Annotated in this window: 23 protein-coding genes; 7 read left to right on the top strand and 16 right to left on the bottom strand. The window is 60.3% G+C overall.

The window, feature by feature from the left end; genetic code table 11:
* Window positions 1-68: 68 nt before the first annotated feature.
* The 3 genes from ACEW8N_RS04270 to ACEW8N_RS04260 are packed head-to-tail and all read left to right on the top strand — an operon-like array spanning window position 69 to window position 2180.
* The gene (locus ACEW8N_RS04270; protein WP_373498562.1) at window positions 69-701 is read left to right on the top strand and encodes a hypothetical protein; all 633 of its coding nucleotides are present in this window, start codon (window positions 69-71) and stop codon (window positions 699-701) included.
* Complete coding sequence (locus tag ACEW8N_RS04265; protein ID WP_373498561.1) at window positions 691-957, top strand: hypothetical protein; 267 nt, start codon at window positions 691-693, stop codon at window positions 955-957. Before ACEW8N_RS04270 ends, ACEW8N_RS04265 begins: the two co-directional genes overlap by 11 nt.
* On the top strand, window positions 954-2180 hold the full coding sequence (locus ACEW8N_RS04260; protein WP_373498560.1) for a D-alanyl-D-alanine carboxypeptidase/D-alanyl-D-alanine-endopeptidase: 1227 nt from the start codon (window positions 954-956) through the stop codon (window positions 2178-2180). The genes ACEW8N_RS04265 and ACEW8N_RS04260 overlap by 4 nt, the downstream gene beginning before the upstream one ends.
* Here the strand turns inward: ACEW8N_RS04260 and folE2 are convergent.
* The 7 genes from folE2 to lon form a co-directional block, all read right to left on the bottom strand.
* Window positions 2177-2980, bottom strand: coding sequence for a GTP cyclohydrolase FolE2 (folE2, locus tag ACEW8N_RS04255; protein ID WP_373498572.1), 804 nt, complete (start codon window positions 2978-2980; stop codon window positions 2177-2179). The two genes, ACEW8N_RS04260 and folE2, sit on opposite strands and share 4 nt — an antisense overlap.
* Complete coding sequence (locus ACEW8N_RS04250) at window positions 2980-3765, bottom strand: ATP-binding protein (protein ID WP_373498559.1); 786 nt, start codon at window positions 3763-3765, stop codon at window positions 2980-2982. The genes folE2 and ACEW8N_RS04250 overlap by 1 nt, the downstream gene beginning before the upstream one ends.
* Window positions 3766-3969, bottom strand: coding sequence for a DNA-directed RNA polymerase subunit omega (gene rpoZ, locus ACEW8N_RS04245; RefSeq protein ID WP_373498558.1), 204 nt, complete (start codon window positions 3967-3969; stop codon window positions 3766-3768).
* 48 nt (window positions 3970-4017) lie between these two features.
* Window positions 4018-4485 (bottom strand): transcription elongation factor GreA, encoded by a 468-nt coding sequence (gene greA, locus ACEW8N_RS04240; protein ID WP_373498557.1) that lies wholly within the window; start codon window positions 4483-4485, stop codon window positions 4018-4020.
* A 305-nt stretch (window positions 4486-4790) separates the two neighbouring features.
* Window positions 4791-5462, bottom strand: a complete 672-nt coding sequence (locus ACEW8N_RS04235) for a phosphatidylserine decarboxylase family protein (protein ID WP_373498556.1) — start codon at window positions 5460-5462, stop codon at window positions 4791-4793.
* Window positions 5463-5713: 251 nt separating this feature from the next.
* Window positions 5714-6448 (bottom strand): tRNA (adenosine(37)-N6)-threonylcarbamoyltransferase complex dimerization subunit type 1 TsaB, encoded by a 735-nt coding sequence (gene tsaB / locus ACEW8N_RS04230; RefSeq protein ID WP_373498555.1) that lies wholly within the window; start codon window positions 6446-6448, stop codon window positions 5714-5716.
* A 12-nt stretch (window positions 6449-6460) separates the two neighbouring features.
* Window positions 6461-8902, bottom strand: coding sequence for an endopeptidase La (gene lon / locus ACEW8N_RS04225; protein WP_373498554.1), 2442 nt, complete (start codon window positions 8900-8902; stop codon window positions 6461-6463).
* Between the two features lie 204 nt (window positions 8903-9106).
* Between lon and ACEW8N_RS04220 the strand changes: the two genes are divergently transcribed.
* On the top strand, window positions 9107-9910 hold the full coding sequence (locus ACEW8N_RS04220; protein ID WP_373498553.1) for an A24 family peptidase: 804 nt from the start codon (window positions 9107-9109) through the stop codon (window positions 9908-9910).
* A gap of 9 nt (window positions 9911-9919) precedes the next feature.
* Window positions 9920-10660, top strand: coding sequence for a metallophosphoesterase (locus tag ACEW8N_RS04215; RefSeq protein WP_373498552.1), 741 nt, complete (start codon window positions 9920-9922; stop codon window positions 10658-10660).
* A gap of 120 nt (window positions 10661-10780) precedes the next feature.
* On the opposite strand, the gene ACEW8N_RS04210 is transcribed toward ACEW8N_RS04215, so the two are convergent.
* From ACEW8N_RS04210 to ffh, 9 genes are read right to left on the bottom strand one after another with little or no spacing between them, the layout of a single operon-like run.
* Complete coding sequence (locus ACEW8N_RS04210; protein WP_373498551.1) at window positions 10781-11158, bottom strand: YraN family protein; 378 nt, start codon at window positions 11156-11158, stop codon at window positions 10781-10783.
* Window positions 11148-11804 (bottom strand): ribonuclease HII, encoded by a 657-nt coding sequence (locus ACEW8N_RS04205; RefSeq protein ID WP_373498571.1) that lies wholly within the window; start codon window positions 11802-11804, stop codon window positions 11148-11150. Before ACEW8N_RS04205 ends, ACEW8N_RS04210 begins: the two co-directional genes overlap by 11 nt.
* Window positions 11800-12147 (bottom strand): 50S ribosomal protein L19, encoded by a 348-nt coding sequence (gene rplS / locus ACEW8N_RS04200; RefSeq protein ID WP_373498550.1) that lies wholly within the window; start codon window positions 12145-12147, stop codon window positions 11800-11802. Before rplS ends, ACEW8N_RS04205 begins: the two co-directional genes overlap by 5 nt.
* Before the next feature lie 8 nt (window positions 12148-12155).
* A complete protein-coding gene (locus ACEW8N_RS04195; RefSeq protein WP_373498549.1) occupies window positions 12156-12749 on the bottom strand; it encodes an RNA methyltransferase in 594 nt (197 codons plus the stop codon).
* A complete protein-coding gene (trmD, locus tag ACEW8N_RS04190; protein WP_373498548.1) occupies window positions 12700-13488 on the bottom strand; it encodes a tRNA (guanosine(37)-N1)-methyltransferase TrmD in 789 nt (262 codons plus the stop codon). The genes ACEW8N_RS04195 and trmD overlap by 50 nt, the downstream gene beginning before the upstream one ends.
* Window positions 13489-13545: 57 nt before the next feature.
* Window positions 13546-14058: a ribosome maturation factor RimM gene (gene rimM, locus ACEW8N_RS04185; RefSeq protein ID WP_373498547.1), complete on the bottom strand. Its 513-nt coding sequence runs from the start codon at window positions 14056-14058 to the stop codon at window positions 13546-13548.
* 4 nt (window positions 14059-14062) lie between these two features.
* The gene (locus ACEW8N_RS04180; RefSeq protein WP_373498546.1) at window positions 14063-14293 is read right to left on the bottom strand and encodes a KH domain-containing protein; all 231 of its coding nucleotides are present in this window, start codon (window positions 14291-14293) and stop codon (window positions 14063-14065) included.
* Between the two features lie 50 nt (window positions 14294-14343).
* Window positions 14344-14595, bottom strand: a complete 252-nt coding sequence (gene rpsP / locus ACEW8N_RS04175) for a 30S ribosomal protein S16 (protein WP_373498545.1) — start codon at window positions 14593-14595, stop codon at window positions 14344-14346.
* A 20-nt stretch (window positions 14596-14615) separates the two neighbouring features.
* Window positions 14616-15947 (bottom strand): signal recognition particle protein, encoded by a 1332-nt coding sequence (gene ffh / locus ACEW8N_RS04170; RefSeq protein WP_373498544.1) that lies wholly within the window; start codon window positions 15945-15947, stop codon window positions 14616-14618.
* A gap of 104 nt (window positions 15948-16051) precedes the next feature.
* Here ffh and rlmN point away from each other — a divergent pair, with 104 nt between their 5' ends.
* Together rlmN and ACEW8N_RS04160 are read left to right on the top strand one after the other, a co-directional pair.
* Window positions 16052-17137, top strand: a complete 1086-nt coding sequence (rlmN, locus tag ACEW8N_RS04165) for a 23S rRNA (adenine(2503)-C(2))-methyltransferase RlmN (RefSeq protein ID WP_373498543.1) — start codon at window positions 16052-16054, stop codon at window positions 17135-17137.
* Between the two features lie 178 nt (window positions 17138-17315).
* Window positions 17316-18447 (top strand): FAD/NAD(P)-binding oxidoreductase (locus tag ACEW8N_RS04160; protein WP_373498542.1); only part of this gene is annotated, 1132 nt, incomplete at its 3' end.

Here is an 18447-nt window from a genome sequence, read left to right as displayed (position 1 = left end):
CCGGGATATTTGGACTATAGGAGGCGCGCGCTTGACTTGCAATCATTTTTTTCATATTCTGGCGCGCCATGAGCGACTATCAAGCAGAGCAACTGACCGGCCTGAAAACGGTGATAAACCACCTGGCCGCCCTCTCCGAGGCAGAGCGGCAGTGCCTCCGCGCCGGCCTTTCGGATTACCTCGATTTCCGGCAACGCACGGAGCGGTTTCTGGCGGAACATTTCGGCCGCATCTGCAGCCGGAAATGCTACGAAAGCCGCCTGAGCGCATGCTGTTCCAAAGACGGCATCATCACCTTTTTCGCCGATGTCGTCATCAACGCCCTGCTCTCAAAAGACCCGGAGATCGCAGCCCTGATCCGGGTGCTCGAAGCCCCCCATGTCGGATTCAAGTGCGTTTATCTGGGTGAACGGGGCTGTTTGTGGCGCCTCAAACCGATCGTATGCGAAATGTTTCTCTGCGATCATGCCAAAATCGAGATTTTTTCCGGCACCCCCGCATGCGAAAAGCGATGGCGCGGGCTGATCGAGGAAAAAAAAGCCTTCACATGGCCGGACAGGCCGGTTCTCTTCGACGCCCTGGAACGGCGGTTCATCGACGCCGGATGCGATTCGACGCTCATGTACCTCCACAAGAGTCCCGGGCTTCTGATGGTCAAGAAAAAAGCATTGCAGAAAGGAACGTACACCGATGAAAGATAACAGAGGGGTCTACTATCTTCCATACCCTCAGAATCCAAGGATTCACATGTATGTCCGAAAGACCGGCCCGGACATCTGTTTCAGGCTCTGGAGCGCCGAAGACGCGGCCCTCTGGGAGCAGCACGGATGGGTCCCGTTTGCCGCCGTCAAGGCGGCCACCGCCATGTATACCCGGAAATCCGGAGGTCTCGACCCGACGGCCGTATACGATCTGGCCGTTGCCCGGGAGCTGCTCCTGGAGGAGGCGGCGGATTGATCCGGCACCTGATCTTCCTCCTGATCCTGGCGGCCGGCATCACCCTTCCATGGGGCCGGAGCGTCCCGCCTTCGGCGGCCGCTTCCCCCGGCATCCCCGCCGGAAGGGACATCGGCCGCCTCATCGGAGAGGCCGACGCACTCGTGGCGGCCGACCCCGAGGGCAGGACGGTCCTGAGCATCCATGCCGACAAGATGCTCTTGCCGGCCTCCACGCTCAAGATCCTGACGGCCCTCGTGGCCCGGCACTATCTGGGCCCGGGGCATCGCTATAAAACCGAGGTCTATCTGGACAGCCGGAACAACCTTGCAATCAAGGGATACGGCGATCCGCTCCTGATCTCGGAGGTGATCCGGGAGATATGCAAAAACGTCGCGGAGCGCACCCGCGAATTCAACGACCTGATCGTTGACGGATCCTATTTCAGCACCGTCACCATTCCCGGCGTGACCGACACCGTCAATCCCTACGATGCGCCCTGCGGCGCCCTATCGGTCAACTTCAATACCGTCAACTTCAAGAGGTCCGGAAGGGGGTATGTCAGCGCCGAGCCCCAGACCCCCATCGTCCCGTTCATCCATGGCCGGATCCGGAAAACGGGTCTGAGCGAGGGGCGGATCGTCCTCTCTGCGGAGAACGGCGAGTCGACCCTGTACGCCGGTCACCTGTTCCGGAGGTTCCTGGCCGATGCGGGGGCGGCATCCACGGGCGCGGTGAAAAAAGGAACCGTGGAGACCGGCCGGGACCGGCTCCTCTACCGTTACACCTCGGTGTTCACCCTCGATGAGATCATCGAACGGCTCCTGATGCATTCCAACAACTTCATGGCCAACCAGCTCCTGATTACGGCCGGAATCGCGGCGAAAGGCCCGCCGGGCACCCTTCGCAACGGCGTCTCGGCCGCCGATGCCTACATTCGGACGGTGCTGAACAGGGATGACATCCGGATCGCCGAGGGCTCGGGCATATCGAGGGAGAACCGGATCACGGCGGCGTGCATGATGAGGATACTGGCGGCGTTCACGCCCCATCACCATCTCCTGCGCGAGGAGGACGGGGTCTATTTCAAAACAGGCAGCCTCTCGGGCGTCCGGACCCGCGCGGGGTATATCCGGGGGGCGGGCGGCGGGCTTTCGCCCTTCGTGGTGATGCTGAACACCCCGGGAAAACGCCCCGAACCGGTCGTGTCCGGGCTGGCCCGGCTGCTCGGGGGTGCAAATTAGGGGATGCCGCGCACGTCCGGGTCGGGGCTCCGGCCGCGGGTGATGGACGCATAGGCGCTGTGATTGTGGATGGATTCAAAATTTTCGGCGCTGACGGAAAACCATGTAATGTTGCTGTCGTCCAGGAGCTTGGCCGCGATATCCCGGACCACGTCCTCCACGAATTTGGGGTTGTTGTACCCCCGCTCCGTGACGCATTTTTCATCCACCCGTTTCAGGACCGAATAGATCTCGCAGGAGGCGCACCCCTCCACCAGCTCGATCATATCCTCGATCCAGATGAAGCGTTTGAAGCGGGTCCTGAGGCGCACCTCGCCGCGCTGGTTGTGGGCGCCGACATCGCTGATCTCTTTGGAGCACGGGCATACGGAAGAGATCGGAACAATCACCTCCGAAACGATATCGATCCGGCCCGATGATTCACTCACGCCGATGAGCTTGCAGGAATAGTCAAGAAGCCCCGGGGAATCGCTCACCGGGGCTTTTTTTTCGATGAAATAGGGAAACGCAATCTCGATGTGGGCGGACGCCGCGTCCAGGTGGGCCTTCATCTGCGCCAGGATATTGGCGAACTTGTCAAGGGATATTTCCGGGCGGATGATATGGAGCAGTTCCACGAAGCGGCTCATGTGGGTTCCCTTGTATTTACCGGGCAGATCCACGTACATGTTGATGCTGGCAACCGTATGCTGGCGTCCGTTCCTGCGATCCCGCACGGTAATGGGATACCGGAGGTTCTTGATGCCGACCTTGTCGATGGGTATGTTGCGGTCATCCCGCTGGCTTTGAATGTCTATCATCATCCATGCATGCTTCGGGAAACGCTGTCGGGGCTTCGCAACGCGTTTTTCTGCGGCCCCGGTTGTAACAGATAGTCCGGCTTCACGCGGCTCATCGCCCGAAAAATGTTCCCCTTGATTTTTCGGTTCGACCGATAGAGGGTCTCCAGCATCGCCTTGATCTCCGCCCGCTTGGAACTCGCGGCGCTCGGGCAGGAATTGATGAATTCCGGGAAAGCCATGTCCGTTGCAAACCGCCGGATCATCTCTTCGTCCGAAAACGCCAGCGGCCGGATCACCGAAAAATCGCCTCCGAATAAAGGCTGAACCGGGAGCATCGTGCTGATCTCACCGGCGTAGCATATATTGAGGAACAGGGTCTCGATGATATCGTCCTTGTTATGCCCCAACACCAGCTTCCGGCACCCGAGTTCGTCCGCCACCTCAAAGAGTCTTTTTCGGCGCAGGCGTGAACATAAGAAACATGGATTTTCCCGATTGTGGTCACTGTGGCTCAACAGGCCGTAATCGGTGTGTTCAACGCGCAGCGGGGTTCCCATCCCGTCGCAGTAGCAGGCCAGGGCATCGCTGAAACCGTCTTCAAAACCGGGATCGACATAGACGGCAAAGATTTCGTAGTGAATGGGGACGCGGGCCAGCCGGTCTTTCAGGAACCACAGCATCGTGAGGCTGTCGGCGCCTCCGGAGATGCCGACCGTCAACCGGTCGCCATCCGCGATCATGTCGTAAAGGTGCAGCGCCTTCCCCACCGAACGCTTCAAGACCTTGTAGCTGTGCCGCGCCATCTAATCCTTGTCGGCCTCTTTCTTGATAAACACCTTTGCCGCGGCAATCTCCCGCAAAGCGACGACGATATCCTCATTTTTCGGAGAGTTGACCAGATACTCCGACCCCTCCCGGATCTGCCGGACCCTCTTGGCAACCATATGCACCAGTTTGAACCGGTTTGGAACGCGGTTCAGGCAATCTTCAATGGTAATTCGCGCCACGATACTCTCCCACTTCTGCCGTCCTCCCGTCAAGAGGCCGGATACGGGTTATAAAATTTCAACAATCTCGTAACATCGCTTGCCGCCCGGGGCGGTGAGGACGACCTCATCACCCGGCGTCTTGCCGATGATGGCCTTTCCCAGGGGGGATACGACGGATATCTTTCCGTTCTCGATATCCGACTCATCCGGGCCGACCAATTGATAGCGGACCTCCTCGCCGGTATCGACATTTTCCAGAACCACCCTGCACCCGAAGACCGCGCGGTCCTTGGAGAGGGTATCGGTGTCTATGATTTCAGCATTACCCAGCTTGAATCCCAGTTCGCTGATCCTTCCCTCGATAAAGGCCTGCCGGTCCTTGGCGGCATCGAACTCCGCATTTTCGGAGAGGTCCCCATGGGCCCTGGCTTCCTCGATAGCCTTGATGTTCCGGGGTCGATCAACGGACTTCAATATTTCCAGCTCTCGTTTGAGGGACTCGTATCCTTCTCTGGTAATGGGTATGCGTTCCAAATCAGTACTCCTAGGGTGTAAATGTTGAATGCTCAGGCGCGGCGGCCGCCGGTCGTTCCGCTCATGAGTTTTGGGTGAATGTTGCAACGGAATTTCCGTCAGTCCACAGCTTGTATCTCTATAAAAAATATTTAGGTTTTAATCGTCAAATGACGCTTAAAACCTAACCGGACAACGTCTTATTCAGCAAACAAATGCCGGGCGACGCCCCTGACGCGGCCATATCGGTTTCGGCCCTCCGGGGTGTCACAAGAGGTGAAGGATCCATTCAATCACGTCTGGCCGGGGGCAACGGGCCAGGCGCGTCAGATCAGGCTCCCCAGGAGGGAGGTTCCCGCCTGCACCTTGTCTCCGGCCTGGACACGCGGCACCGCACCCGCCGGAAGGTAAACGTCCAGCCGGGAGCCGAAGCAGATCAGGCCGAACCGCTGCCCCTTGCGCACCGTATCCCCTTGCTTCACATGGCAGATGATGCGGCGGGCGATCAGGCCGGCGATCTGTACGAAACAGATCCGCTCCCCCCGGCTGGTTTCCAGAATGACGGCATTTCGCTCGTTGTCGTCCGAGGCCTTGTCCAGATTGGCGGAGAAAAATTTCCCGGGATGATAGACGACGTCCGCAATCCTTCCTTCGACCGGAACCCGGTTGACGTGAACGTTGAAGACGGTCATGAAGACGCTGATTTTCAGTGCCGGGCCTTCCATAAACGGATTTTCGGCAACCGGACCGACAAAGATCACCTTGCCGTCGGCGGGCGACACGACGCCGCCCTCCACATTCGGGACCACCCGGTCGGGGTCCCTGAAGAAGCAGCAGATACACAGGGTCGCAAACAATCCCAGAAGGGCGGGCACGACAAGCCCCAGCAACGCAAAAACAGCCGTAGCAAATGCGGCCGAAAATATGAACGGATACCCGGCTTTTGCTACGGGAAACGCCGTCTGTTCCGGGGGGTCCGGCCAGACAAATTCTTCCATCAATAGAGCCTTTGGCAGAGCCTTTTGTAGGTTAGAATCGTAAACGAAATGAATCGGGCCAAGATTGCGCCGGATTTTGGGTCGTCTTCAAGGTTCGCCAAAGGTCGCATACTTTACCTGTTCGGCCTTTGGCGCAACGCAAAAAGGCAAGCAAGATGGTTCAATTCATTTCGTTTACGATCCATAGGATTCTCGGACGACCTGCCCTTTATAGTGAAATCATGGTGCATTGTCAATCAAAACGATAGGGTTCAGGGCGCCTGCGCCTTCCCAAGGCCGAGTTCGGCGTCCGATCTCCGAATGTATCTCGGAACGAGGACATCGACGCCGTCGCCACCGCCCCGGTTCAGGCGGAGAAGGGCCAGACGCGCCGCCGCGGAGGCCCGGATGTCGTGGTGTTCGTCGGACGGGAATCGGGCCAGGTTCCCCATGCGGTCCGCGATCATCCCGGCGTATGCGCGGACACCGTCCCCGACAAAGGTGCAGGGCCCGGAAATCCCCGCCAGGAGGTCTTGGGGCGAAAGCGCCCTCTCGTCGGATATCGTGCGGGAGGACGGATCGGGCGGGGGGGATGCGGCATCCCCTCGGGAGGGCGCTTCGGGGAACCGATAGGAAGCGCTGTAGACCTCCCCTTTTCCGGCATCCAGAATCGCGCAGACAAGGCCGCCCTGCATCGCCATCGGCCAGGCCAGGGCCTCCAGGCTCGAAACGCCCACCACCGGTTTTCGGCCGGCCAGGGCCATCCCCTTGACCGCGCTGATCCCGATGCGGAGGCCCGTAAAGCTGCCCGGCCCCCGGGTCACCGCAAAGGCGTCGATCTCCCCCATGGTCATGCCCGAGATTTCGAGGACCATGTCGACCATGCGCATCAGATGCCGGGAGTGGGTCTGCCGGCGGCGGGTGAACACCTCGCCTTCAAGGCACCCGGCATCGGTCACGGCGACGCTGCAGCTTTTGGCGCAGGTATCGACGGCCAGAATCCGCACTCAGGGCCTCCCTCAGGCCTCCACGGCCTTGGGGGGCTTGGACGAGGGTTTCTTCCGGACCGCGCTTTTTTTCTTCGTCGAGGCCTCCTCCAGCGCGATCGGCAGCACTTCGTCCATGTGCCTGACCGTGATGAATTTCATTTTCCGCTTGAGGTTTGCGGGAATTTCGGAAAGGTCCTTCTTGTTTTTTTCGGGCAGGATCACGGTCCGGATCCCGCCCCGGAGGGCGCCCAGGGCTTTTTCCTTGAGGCCGCCGATGGGGAGCACCCGGCCCCTCAGGGTGATTTCGCCGGTCATGGCCACGTATTTGTTCACCGCCCTGCCGGTCATGACCGATATAAGGGCGGCGGCTATGGCAACCCCCGCGGAGGGGCCGTCTTTGGGAATGGCCCCGGCCGGCACATGGATGTGGATGTCCTGGTTTTCGAAAAACGACTCGTCCACCCCCCACCGGTCCATGTTGGCCCGGGCGTAGGTGACGGCGGCCCGGGCGGATTCCTGCATGACCTCGCCGATCTGCCCGGTGATGAGAAGGTCTCCCTTGCCGCTGAACAGGGACACCTCGATATAGAGCACATCCCCCCCGACCTCGGTCCAGGCGAGCCCCGTGGACAGGCCCACCTGGCTTTCCTCCTGGTCCATCTCGGGGTAGTACTGGGGAATCCCGAGGTATTTCTGGAGGCTGGCCCGGGTGATGGAAAACGGCCCTTTCCCCCCCTCCGCCAGTTTGCGAGCCACCTTTCGGCAGATGCTTCCGATCTCACGCTCCAGGTTCCGGACGCCCGCCTCCGAGGTGTATTCGTTGATGATCTGGCGCATGGCCTTGTCCGCGATGGAGAGGTTCTTGGGCTTGAGGCCGTTCTCTTTGATCTGACGGGGCAGAAGATGCTTTTCCGCGATGCCCATCTTTTCCTCTTCGGTGTACCCTGAAAGGCGGATCACCTCCATCCGGTCCAGGAGGGCCGACGGGATCGTATCGGTCATGTTGGCCGTCAGGATGAACATCACCCTGGAGAGATCGAAGGAGAGGTTCAGGTAGTGATCGCTGAAATTGGCGTTCTGCTCCGGATCGAGGGCCTCCAGCAGGGCGGAGGACGGATCCCCCCTGAAATCGGAGCCGAGCTTGTCGATCTCGTCCATCATGAACACGGGGTTATGGCTGCCGCACTGCTTGAGCCCCTGGAGGATGCGGCCGGGCATGGCGCCGATATAGGTGCGGCGATGACCCCGGATCTCCGCCTCGTCCCTCACCCCGCCCAGGGAGATGCGAAAGAACTTCCGCCGCATGGCCTTGGAGATGGCCCGCCCCAGGGAGGTCTTGCCCACCCCGGGAGGACCCACGAAGCAGAGGATGGGGCCCTTGGTTTCAGAATTCAGCTTGCGAACGCTCAGGTATTCGAGGATCCGCTCCTTGACCTTGTCCAGGCCGAAATGGTCTTCGTCCAGGATCTTTTTGGCCCCGGGAATGTCGAAATGGTCTTTGGTGGCCTTCTGCCAGGGAAGCTCGACCAGCCAGTCGAGGTAGTTCCGCACAATGGAGGCTTCGGCGGCGTCGGGGTGCATCTGCTCAAGGCGCCTGAGCTGCTTTTCCGCCTCCTCCCTGGCGTCCTTCCCCATGCGGGCCTTTTTTATGCGCCGCTTGTATTCCTCGATCTCGAGGGCCTTTTCATCCATCTCCCCAAGCTCCCGATGGATGGCCCGCACCTGCTCCCGCAGATAATAGTCCCGCTGGCTTTTGGAGATCTCGTCCTTGACGTCCGACTGTATCTTGGCCTGCATGGCGGAAAGGTCCACCTCCCTGGAGAGGAGCTCATTGACCTTTCTGAGTCGCTCCACCGGATCGGTGATTTCCAGAATCATCTGCGATTCCTGAATCTTCAGCTTCAGGTTCGACGCTACGAGGTCGGCCAGCTTCCCCGGCTCTTCGATGCTCTCCAGAATGGCCCCGACGTCGCTGCTCATCTCCCCGCGCAGGGTCATGATCTTTTCGGAGTATTCCCGGACGTTGCGCTTTAAGGCCTCCAGGGTGAGATCGTTCTCCGGGACCGGCTGGTCCTCGATGAGGCTGATCTTGACATGATACCATGACCGCTTGCGGACATACTCCACCACCCGCGCCTTGGCCACGCCCTGCACCAGCGCCTTGAGTCGCCCGTCCGGAAGCTTCAGCATGCGGATGACCCGACCCACCGTCCCGACGGAAAAAATCTCTTCGGGCTTGGGATTCTCGTTCCCGGGATCCTGCTGCGTGACCAGCATCAGAAAGCCGTCGTTGGCAACCGCCTCCTCAACCGCCCGCACCGATTTTTTCCGCCCCACGAAGAGCGGCAGCAGCATATCCGTGAATATGACCACATCCCGGACCGGCATCAGCGGCATCGCTTCCGGGATATCCATATCCTCTTCCTCTTCTTCTATAATACTGATCAGATCATCCTTATCCGATTCGGCCATTCCCTCTCCTGTCTCCGCTACCCCTTTTGCCGTGTCCAACGCATCCCACGAGACGATGTCCACCGCGATGATCAGCGCAACCACATAATTTCAGGGAGTAAGCTAATGCATATTTTCTCTTTGACAACATGATCCTTGATTTTTTTGGAAAACTAGGTCATGGATGATTTTTTTACGCAACCGGCTTTTCAGGGGCCAGCAACGATGTTTCAGCTTACGGCAACCAATCCGACCTTCTTGATGTATGCGACGATCTTCATCTTCGGACTGTCCATCGGCAGTTTTCTGAATGTCTGCATTTTTCGGATTCCTCTCGAAAAATCGATCATTCATCCGCCGTCGGCCTGTCCGGGGTGCGGAAATTCGATCCGGTTCTACGACAACATCCCCGTGCTGAGCTACATCCTGCTCCGGGGGCGGTGCCGCCATTGCGCCGCCGCCATCTCCCCCAGATATCCGTCCGTCGAAATGGCCAGCGGGCTCACGGCGGCCGCAACCTACGCCGCTTTCGGGCCGACGGCTCAGTCCCTTGTCTACTTCGCCTTTCTCTCCGCCCTCTGGGTGGTTACGCTGATCGACATCGACCACAGGATCATCCCCGACGTCATCTCCCTCCCCGGAATTCCAGTCTTCTTTCTGGCATCGCTTCTCCTGCCCACCATGACCGTGAAAGACTCCCTCCTGGGGATCCTGATCGGGGGCGGGAGCCTCTATGCCGTCGCCTGGGCCTACAGCGCCGTCAAGAAGGCCGACGGCATGGGCGGGGGAGACATCAAGCTCCTGGCCATGATCGGCGCGCTCATCGGATGGAAAGGGGTGCTGTTCACCCTGTTCGCCAGCTCCGCCCTCGGAACCCTGGTGGGCCTCGGGATCATGATCCTCCGCGGCCAAAACATGAAGCTCGCGGTCCCCTTCGGCCCCTTCCTGTCCGCGGGGGCCGCGGCCTATGTCTTTTTCGGCCCCCGCCTCATTGACTGGTACCTCAATTTCCTCCCTCCCGGCGCCTGAGGGAATCCCATGCGTCTTGCCGTCATCGCGGACACCCACGGCAACATGGAGGCCTTTCGATCCGTTCTTGCGGATATCGACGCTGCGGCCGTCGACCGGATCGTCTCTCTGGGGGACAATATCGGATACGGCGCCGAATCCGAGCAGGTGATGGCCCTGATCCGGGAGCGCGGCATTCCCTCGGTCCTCGGAAACCATGAGCTGGCGGTAAAATCGCCCCGGTTTTACAGATGGTTCAACCCGCAGGTCCGGTCGACACTGAAGACAATCTTCTCCGGTCTTTCGGAGCGGACCGTTACGGAGATCCGCGGGATGGAGCCGTCCCGGGTTCAGTGGGGATGCCGGTTCGTCCACGGGTTTCCGCCGCGGTCCCCCGTGCTCTACCTGCACCAGATGTCCGAACGGAAGATCCGCCGCGCGTTTGACCGAATCGACGAGACCCGCTGCTTCATCGGCCACACCCACGATCTTGCCCTGGTCTGCGTCACGGGAGACGCGGCGGCGCTTCTGCCGTTCACCCGGGGAACCTTCGCCCTGGGCGCCGACAGGAAATACCTCGTCAACGTGGGCGCCGTCGGGCAGCCCCGGGACGGGGACAACCGGGCCAAATATGTCATCTGGGATTCGGCGCTGAGTTCCGTGGAGGTGCGATTTGTCCGTTATGATATTGAGACGGCAGCCCGGAAGATCCTCGATGCCGGATACCCCGAAAATTTCGCCGCCCGCCTCGGATATCCCATCCGGTTGTAGACGGTTTCGCAGGAAGTTCAAGAACAAGGCTTGGGAATCCCTCGGAATGAAACGTAGTTACAGTACGTCGCAGTGAAGAGGGATGCACGTAACGCAGTTCTCGGACGTTTTACGCAACCGTCAGCCATAGGCCAGCTCAAAGGCGTTCTTGACGATCTCCCACCGGACGCCGCCCTCCCCCCTGGAGATGATGGAGACCACGTCGAACCTGGCCCGGCAGCCCATCCGGCCGGTCTCCTTGAGGTAGTGGAGGGCGGCCTTGGAGATCCGCCGCTGCTTGGCCCGGTTGACGGCATATTTGGGATTTCCGTAGAGGCCTGAGCCCGCGCGGGCCTTCACCTCCACGAAGACAAGGACCTCCCCGTCCCGGGCGATGATATCGATCTCCCCCATCTTCGTCCGGTAATTCCGGGTGAGGATCCGGTACCCCGATCCCTCGAGGATTTCCGCCGCCAGGGATTCGCCGGCGAGCCCGAAGCGCTGGGGCCTATTCAACATATTCGCGGACCCCCTTGAAGGTTTTGCGGTGGATCGGGCTCGGGCCGTGGGCTGCAATGGCCAGTCGATGCGCGCGGGTGGGATACCCCTTGTGGCCGGAAAATCCATACTGGGGATAGCCACGGTGGTAGTCTTCCATGAGCCTGTCCCGCGTGACCTTTGCAACGATGGAGGCGGCGGCGATGGAAGCGCTCCTCCCGTCCCCCTGGACGATCGATTCCTGGGGAAGGTCTGCGGGAATGGGAAAATTTCCGTCGATCAGCAGGTAATCCGGCGGCAGGGTACCCGGCCTCAGGGCGATGTTTTTCACGGCCAGGGCCATCGAGCGCAGGGCGGCCTGAAGGATGTTGATGCGGTCGATCTCGGCGGCATCCACGATGCCGACGCCGATGCCCGCGGCATCGCGCTGAATGCATTCAAACAGCCATTCGCGTTTTCGGGGCGTCAGCTTTTTGGAATCATTGATCTCATGGACATACGCCGCCATGGCGGCATCCCCCCGCGCCCCGCCGGGCAGAATGACGGCGGCGGAAACGACGGGGCCGGCCAGGGGGCCCCGGCCGGCCTCATCAACGCCCGCGATCCTTGAAAAACCGTTCCGCCGGGCGTCCTCTTCAAATGACCACATAGCGTGCGAGGGACTAATTGACCCGCTTCTCTTTGATTCGGGCGGCTTTTCCCCGGAGCTTGCGCAGGTAGTAGATTTTCGATCGCCGCACCCGTCCCTTGCTGACGATCTCGATCCTGTCGATGATGGGGGAGTGCAGCGGGAAAATCCGCTCGACCCCGATGCCGTAAGAGACTTTTCTCACGGTAAAGGTGGCATTGACCATGCCCCGATGCCGGCCGATCACCACCCCCTGGAATACCTGGATGCGCTCTTTCTCACCCTCTTTGATCTTGACGTGCACCTTCACGGTATCTCCGGGAATGAAATCCGGCACGTCCAGGCGCATCAGTTCCCTTTCCAATTTTTCCAATGCTTTCATAGTTCCCTCTACTCAACCATATCGGTATGTTGGTGTTGTTCACACGATCCGCCCAGCAGGCGGTCCACGATGATGGATGCCGCGGACCTGACGGACAGGTGATTGTAATTCGTCCCCCCGGTGATCGGATCCAGTTGATAATCCGCCGCCCGGGCATATTCCCCCGAAAGGCCCCACGCCGTTCCGAAGGTGAGCACGTAAGGCCCCCCCCGGTGCAGAAGGCAGCGAAGCCGCCCGTAGGTCAGGCTGTCCGGAGCTTTCCGGGCGGAGGTCACCACCGTTTTTGGGGTGCCCTGACCCCTTGCCGTGATCTCTTCGATCATTTCCCCGTGGGTCTTCTTTACCCGGACGATGGAGAGCGCTTCCCCCCGGGCCGGGTTGTAATCTGCGCCGCCCCCCTCCACCCAGTGGGAGATGATGCGGCGGGTCAGTTTTCTCTGATCGTCCAGGGGGGTGATCACATAAAAAGCGCTGACCCCGTAGGTCCTGGCCAATCTCGCGATGTCGTGCAGATCCAGGTTCGTCACGGCGGCGGCGACAATCTCGCCGTTTTTATTCACCACCGGATAATGAACCAGCGCCAGGTAAAGATTGGGCTTCAATGATCCTCTCAATCCCAGCGCACCACTTTCTCAAGATCTCGATCTCCCGGGGCGTGAAGCGCCTGTTTTCCAGGAGGTCCGGCCGCTTGAGGAACGTCCGGATCAGGGATGTCTCGGTCCGCCAGCGCTCGATCGCCCGGTGATCTCCTGAAAGCAGGACCTCCGGCACCCCGTGCCCCTCGAACTCCCTGGGCCGGGTGAAATGGGCATGCTCCAGCAGGCCCTCGGAGAACGAGTCCTTTTCGGCGGAGTCGCTCCCGCCCAGCACCCCCGGCAGGAGCCGGGCAACGGCGTCGATGACGATCATCGCCGGGAGTTCGCCCCCAGTGAGGACATAATCGCCGATGGAGATTTCATCGTCGATATACCCGCTGAAGATCCTCTCGTCCACCCCCTCATACCGACCGCAGACAAAAATAACCCCCTCCTCCCCGGCGAGTTCATGGGCCAAGGGCTGGCTGAACCGCCGCCCCTGGGGGGTCATGAGAACCGTTCTGGAAAAAGGGGAGCTCTTTTTGGCTGCCCGGATAGCCTCGGCCAGCGGCTCGGGCTTCATCACCATGCCCGCCCCGCCGCCGTAGGGCCTGTCGTCCGTGGTGCGGTGCCTGTCCGACGCGAATTGACGAATGTCGACAGCCGACGCGGAGATATGTTTCCCTTCAATGGCGCGCTTTATCATGCCATTCTCCCAGAACGGGGTAAACATTTCCGGGAAAATGGTCAGTACCACAAAATTCATCGTTTGCATCCCGCCCGGCAATCCCGCGCCCGGTCTAACCGGAGGATGCCTCCTCGATCACATCAGGCCTTCGGGCAGCGCCACGGTCATGCAGCCCTTTTCCAGGTCCACCGATTTCACCACGGAAGCAAGCCCCGGAATCAGCGTTTCTTCCCTCCCGTTCCGGGCCACGTAGACATCGTTGCTCCCGGTCCGGAATATGGATGCAATCTTTCCCAGATATCTGTCATCCGTCGTGAAGACGTCCAGACCGACAAGATCCGACCAGTAGTATGTCCCTTCTTCCAGATCCGGCAGGCGGGATTTTTCAATGAACAGATCCATCCCGATCAATTTTTCCGCCGCATCCCGGTCCTCGACATCCGCAAGAGCCATGAGGATGGTCCGATGGTGGGGCTTGGCCCACCGAATCACAAATTTACCCTCCTCGTCTTCGGGGCTCCCGACGAAGATCGTTTCCCCGGCTTCCAGGAGGGAGATGGATTCAATGTAGGGGTGCACCTTCAGGTTTCCCTTCACCCCGTGAACCCCGACGATTTTCCCGATGATGAAACAGGCGTCTTCCTTCACCGCCCTACTCTAAAATCTCAAGCACCGTACGTTTTTTGACCTTCGCGGAAGCCGCGCTAAGTATCGTTCGCATCGCCCTTGCCGTCCGGCCCTGCTTCCCAATCACCTTCCCGAGATCCTCTTTCGCCACTTTCAGTTCCAGTACGGAGGTCTGATTCCCCTCCACTTCTTCAACCGATACCTGATCAGGATTGTCAACCAGTGCCTGGGCAATATACTTAACGAGATCTTTCATGGCTCCGCCTCCTTCGTTGGCTGTTGAGAATCAGGGGTCAAGGGAAACGATCACGTGTTGGCAAAAAGCCCTTTTTTCTTGAGAATGTTCTTGACGGTATTCGTCGGCTCCGCACCCTGGGACATCCAGTATTTGACCCGATCATCCTTGAGGGTCACGATCTCCGGATCGGGCAGGGGATTATAGGTGCCGACCACTTCGAGAAACCGCCCGTCCCTCGGGCTCTCGATATTTGCGACAACAATACGGTAAAAAGGCCTCTTTTTTCCGCCATGTCTGGCGAGTCTGATTTTCATAGACATACTGCTTCCGACGTCTCCTTTCAGAACGGCAGCATTCCCCGGCCAAAGCCGCGCATGCCGCCTTTGTTGAGTTTTTTGATCATTTTCATGACCTGAGTATAATTTTTCAGGAGACGGTTCACGTCCTGCACCTGGGTTCCGCTTCCCCGCGCAATCCGCTTTCTCCGGCTCCCGTTGATCACCTGATGATGCGCCCGCTCGTGGGGCGTCATGGAGTTGATGATCGCCTCGACACGGACGAGCTCCCTTTCATCGACATCAAGGTCTTTGAACTGCTTGTTTTTCTTCATCCCCGGGATCATGCCGATCAGGTCGGTCAGGGACCCCATTTTCCGGATCTGAACCATCTGATCCCGGAAATCATCCAGGGTGAACTGGCTCTTTCTGAGTTTTTTCTCGAGTTCGGCCGCCTTGTCTTCGTCGATCATCGACTGGGCTTTCTCGATGAGGGTGAGCACATCCCCCATGCCCAGAATGCTCGAGGCGATCCTGTCGGGGTGAAACGCTTCGAGCTGGCTGAGCTTTTCCCCGACCCCGATGAATTTGATGGGCTTTCCCGTGATGGCCCGGATGGAGAGGGCCGCGCCGCCCCGGGCGTCGCCGTCCATCTTGGACAGAATCACCCCGCCGATATCCAGGGTGTTGTTGAAGGATTCTGCGATATTGACGGCATCCTGGCCCGTCATGGCGTCGGCCACCAGCAGAATATCCGAGGGAAGCACCGCTTCCTTGATGCGGACGAGCTCGGCCATCAACTCGGCATCCAGGTGGAGGCGCCCCGCGGTATCCAGCAGAAGCACGTCGCACCCCTGCTTCTGGGCCGCGGTCCGGGCCTTGTCGCAGATATCCACCGGATCCATGTGGGCCTCCGACGGAAATACCGGCACCCCGATCTGGGTCCCCAGCTTTTTGAGCTGATCAATGGCCGCCGGGCGGTATACGTCCGCCGGGACAAGATACGGATTCCGCCCCTTCTTCTTGAGGTGGACCGCAAGCTTTCCCGATGTCGTCGTCTTGCCGGACCCCTGGAGGCCGACCAGCATCACCGATACGGGCCGGGCGCCGGAGAGATCTATATCGGCGCAGCTATCGCCCATGAGGCCCGTCAGCTCCTCGTTGACGATCTTGACGACCTGCTGGCCCGGCGTCAGGCTTTTCATGACCTCCTGACCCAGCGCCCGCGCCTTCACATCGGCAATGAATTTCTTGGCCACGCGGTAATGGACATCGGCCTCGAGAAGCGCCATCCGGACTTCCTTGAGCCCCTCTTCGATGTTCTTCTCCGTAAGCTTGCCGTGCCCTCTAAGCTTTTTGAATACCCCCTCGAGCCTGCCGCTCAGACTGTCAAACATACCCGCACCAGATTCACTCCAAATTAAAATTCTTGAATTTAATATACGAACAAGGTAATGTCAAGGAAAATTATCCCACGCTATGTTGAAGAAAACTTTGTAAAATGAGCCATCTACCCATACCCACAGATATCAAGGAACTCACCCGGCAGGATCTCGCCCGCTGGCTTGAGGAAAGGGGGATTGCCCCCTATCGGGCCGCGCAGATCTTCCGGTGGGTTTACCAGTGCCAGGCCGACAGCTTCGAGGAGATGAGCGATCTGAACAAACCGCTCCGCCATCAGCTCGCCGAACAGTTCGTCATCGGACGGCTCCGGAAGTCCCGGGTCGAATTTTCACGGGACGGCTCGATAAAATACCTCCTGCGGCTCACCGACGGCCGCTTCGTCGAATCGGTTCTGATTCCTGAAAAAGAGCACTACACCCTCTGCATATCGAGCCAGGTCGGGTGCGCCCAGGGCTGCCGATTCTGCCTCACCGCCCGGGAGGGGCTGATCCGCAGCCTCACCATGGGGGAGATCGTCGCCCAGGTCCGGGACGCGGTCAGGGAGATTCCCGCCGCCGACCCGAGGCGCTTCACCAACATCGTATTCATGGGCATGGGAGAGCCGCTGGCCAACCTCACCCATGTCATCAACGCCCTCGGGGTGATCCTGGACGCCGAAAGCGGCCTAAAATTCTCGTCCAGGCGGGTCACGGTGTCGACCGCAGGCATTGCCCCGAAGCTGGGCCGGCTGGGCTTGGAGACGGACGTGAACCTTGCAGTATCACTAAACGCGGCAGATAACAAGACCCGCGACTTTCTGATGCCCATCAACCGGAAATACCCCATCGAGGTCCTGATGGCGGCGTGCCGGGAATACCCGCTCAAGCCCAGAAGACGCATCACCTTCGAGTATATCCTGATCGGCGGCGTCAACGACGGGGATGAAGACGCCCGCGGGCTCGCCCGGCTTCTTGCTCCCATCCGCGCCAAGATCAACCTGATCCCCTTCAACGCTTACGGGGAGAGCCCCTTTCGCCGCCCGGACGAAGCCAGGGTCCTGAGTTTTCAGAAGATCCTGACCGACCGGAACTACACCGCCGTCATCCGCTACAGCAAGGGGCAGGATATCTCCGCGGCGTGCGGCCAGTTGAACGCCCGTCAAATCGACCGGTGCCCCGAACCCGCAGACCCTCCCGCGACATGAGCCCCGCGCCCAAGACCGCGCCACCGCGCGGCATGCCCGTTTTCCCCCGAGGGGGCGCCCGGGCCTACAGGGAATCCATAGAGAAAAGCTCCCCTTCAGGCGTGAAATATGATAGGCTCTCGACCCTGAATCGATCCGCCATCGCGATCCACCGACCCTACACCCCAAGGAGGTTCCCATGGAATTTGTCATCATCGGCGGCGACGCCGCGGGAATGAGCGCCGCAAGCCGGGCCAAGCGACATCGGCCGGACATCCGGGTGACCGTGCTGGAAATGACCCGGGACGTCTCCTACAGCGCCTGCGGCATGCCCTACAACATCGCCGATCCCGAGCGCGGCATGGACGACCTCGTCGTCCGCAGCGCCCGCGTGTTCCAAGATAAGCAGGGCATCGACATCCGCCTCAGCCACGAGGCCCTGGAGATCGACCCCGCAACCCGCCGGGTGAGCGGTGTCGATCCGGACGGCAGGCCTTTTGCCATCCCCTACGACAAGCTGCTTATCGCCACGGGTGCCGCGCCGATCCGGCCAGAGATCCCGGGAATTGACCTGCCCGGCGTTCTGGTGCTGAAAAACCTCGAAGACGGCAGGAAACTGAAGGAGTATCTCGCCTCCCGAAAGGTGGAAAAGGCCGTGATCATCGGCATGGGATACATCGCCCTCGAAATGTGCGAGGCCCTGGCCGCCCGGGGGGTCTCCGTCGACATGATCAAACCCCGGCCCGGGCTGCTCCCCTGGATGGCGAGGGAGCTGTCCGACCGGGTCCGGGAGGAGCTTGCGGCCAACAAGGTCGGCATCCTTGACGGCCATGAAATCGAGAGGATCTCGGCAGGTCCCGGGGGCGGCCTTCAGGTGGTCTCCCGCGATACCGCCATCCCCTGCGACATGGTCCTTGCGGCGGTGGGGGTCACCCCGGTCAGCGGGATCGCGGCGAAGGCGGGCCTGGCCCTGGGCCCCCGGGACGCCGTCGCCGTCGACACGACCCTCCGCACCTCCGACACCACTATCTATGCGGCCGGCGACTGCGCCGACGCCTTTCACGTGGTGACCGGCGAGCGCGTGTGGATCCCCCTCGCCCTCCGGGCCAACCGGGCCGGATGGGCCGCCGCGGACAATGTCTGCGGGATCGAATCCCGGCTTCCGGGGATCGCCGGCACCGCAGTCTTCAAGGTCTTCGACCTGGAGGTCGCCCGGACCGGCCTGAGCTCCGCCGAGGCGGGTGCGGCGGGCTTCGATCCGGAGACGGCCGTCATCAAAACGAGGTCCCGCGCCCACGCCCATCCCGGCAGCGCGCCCATCCACGTCGAAC

This window comes from Desulfococcus sp. (genome assembly GCF_041737845.1).
In the GTDB taxonomy this organism is placed as follows: Bacteria; Desulfobacterota; Desulfobacteria; order Desulfobacterales; family Desulfococcaceae; genus Desulfococcus.
The sequence above is the reverse complement of the archived record's forward strand: the minus strand, read 5'-3'. Positions and strand labels throughout refer to the sequence as shown.

What these genes read in the sequence shown, in the direction of transcription:
- ACEW8N_RS04270 (WP_373498562.1), top strand. Translation starts at nt 69, where the DNA reads ATGAGCGACTATCAAGCAGAGCAACTGACCGGCCTGAAAACGGTGATA.
- ACEW8N_RS04265 (WP_373498561.1), top strand. Translation starts at nt 691, where the DNA reads ATGAAAGATAACAGAGGGGTCTACTATCTTCCATACCCTCAGAATCCA.
- folE2 (WP_373498572.1), bottom strand. Translation starts at nt 2,980, where the DNA reads ATGATAGACATTCAAAGCCAGCGGGATGACCGCAACATACCCATCGAC.
- ACEW8N_RS04250 (WP_373498559.1), bottom strand. Translation starts at nt 3,765, where the DNA reads ATGGCGCGGCACAGCTACAAGGTCTTGAAGCGTTCGGTGGGGAAGGCG.
- ACEW8N_RS04235 (WP_373498556.1), bottom strand. Translation starts at nt 5,462, where the DNA reads ATGGAAGAATTTGTCTGGCCGGACCCCCCGGAACAGACGGCGTTTCCC.
- lon (WP_373498554.1), bottom strand. Translation starts at nt 8,902, where the DNA reads ATGGCCGAATCGGATAAGGATGATCTGATCAGTATTATAGAAGAAGAG.
- ACEW8N_RS04220 (WP_373498553.1), top strand. Translation starts at nt 9,107, where the DNA reads ATGTTTCAGCTTACGGCAACCAATCCGACCTTCTTGATGTATGCGACG.
- ACEW8N_RS04215 (WP_373498552.1), top strand. Translation starts at nt 9,920, where the DNA reads ATGCGTCTTGCCGTCATCGCGGACACCCACGGCAACATGGAGGCCTTT.
- ACEW8N_RS04210 (WP_373498551.1), bottom strand. Translation starts at nt 11,158, where the DNA reads ATGTTGAATAGGCCCCAGCGCTTCGGGCTCGCCGGCGAATCCCTGGCG.
- rplS (WP_373498550.1), bottom strand. Translation starts at nt 12,147, where the DNA reads ATGAAAGCATTGGAAAAATTGGAAAGGGAACTGATGCGCCTGGACGTG.
- trmD (WP_373498548.1), bottom strand. Translation starts at nt 13,488, where the DNA reads ATGAATTTTGTGGTACTGACCATTTTCCCGGAAATGTTTACCCCGTTC.
- ACEW8N_RS04180 (WP_373498546.1), bottom strand. Translation starts at nt 14,293, where the DNA reads ATGAAAGATCTCGTTAAGTATATTGCCCAGGCACTGGTTGACAATCCT.
- rpsP (WP_373498545.1), bottom strand. Translation starts at nt 14,595, where the DNA reads ATGTCTATGAAAATCAGACTCGCCAGACATGGCGGAAAAAAGAGGCCT.
- ffh (WP_373498544.1), bottom strand. Translation starts at nt 15,947, where the DNA reads ATGTTTGACAGTCTGAGCGGCAGGCTCGAGGGGGTATTCAAAAAGCTT.
- rlmN (WP_373498543.1), top strand. Translation starts at nt 16,052, where the DNA reads ATGAGCCATCTACCCATACCCACAGATATCAAGGAACTCACCCGGCAG.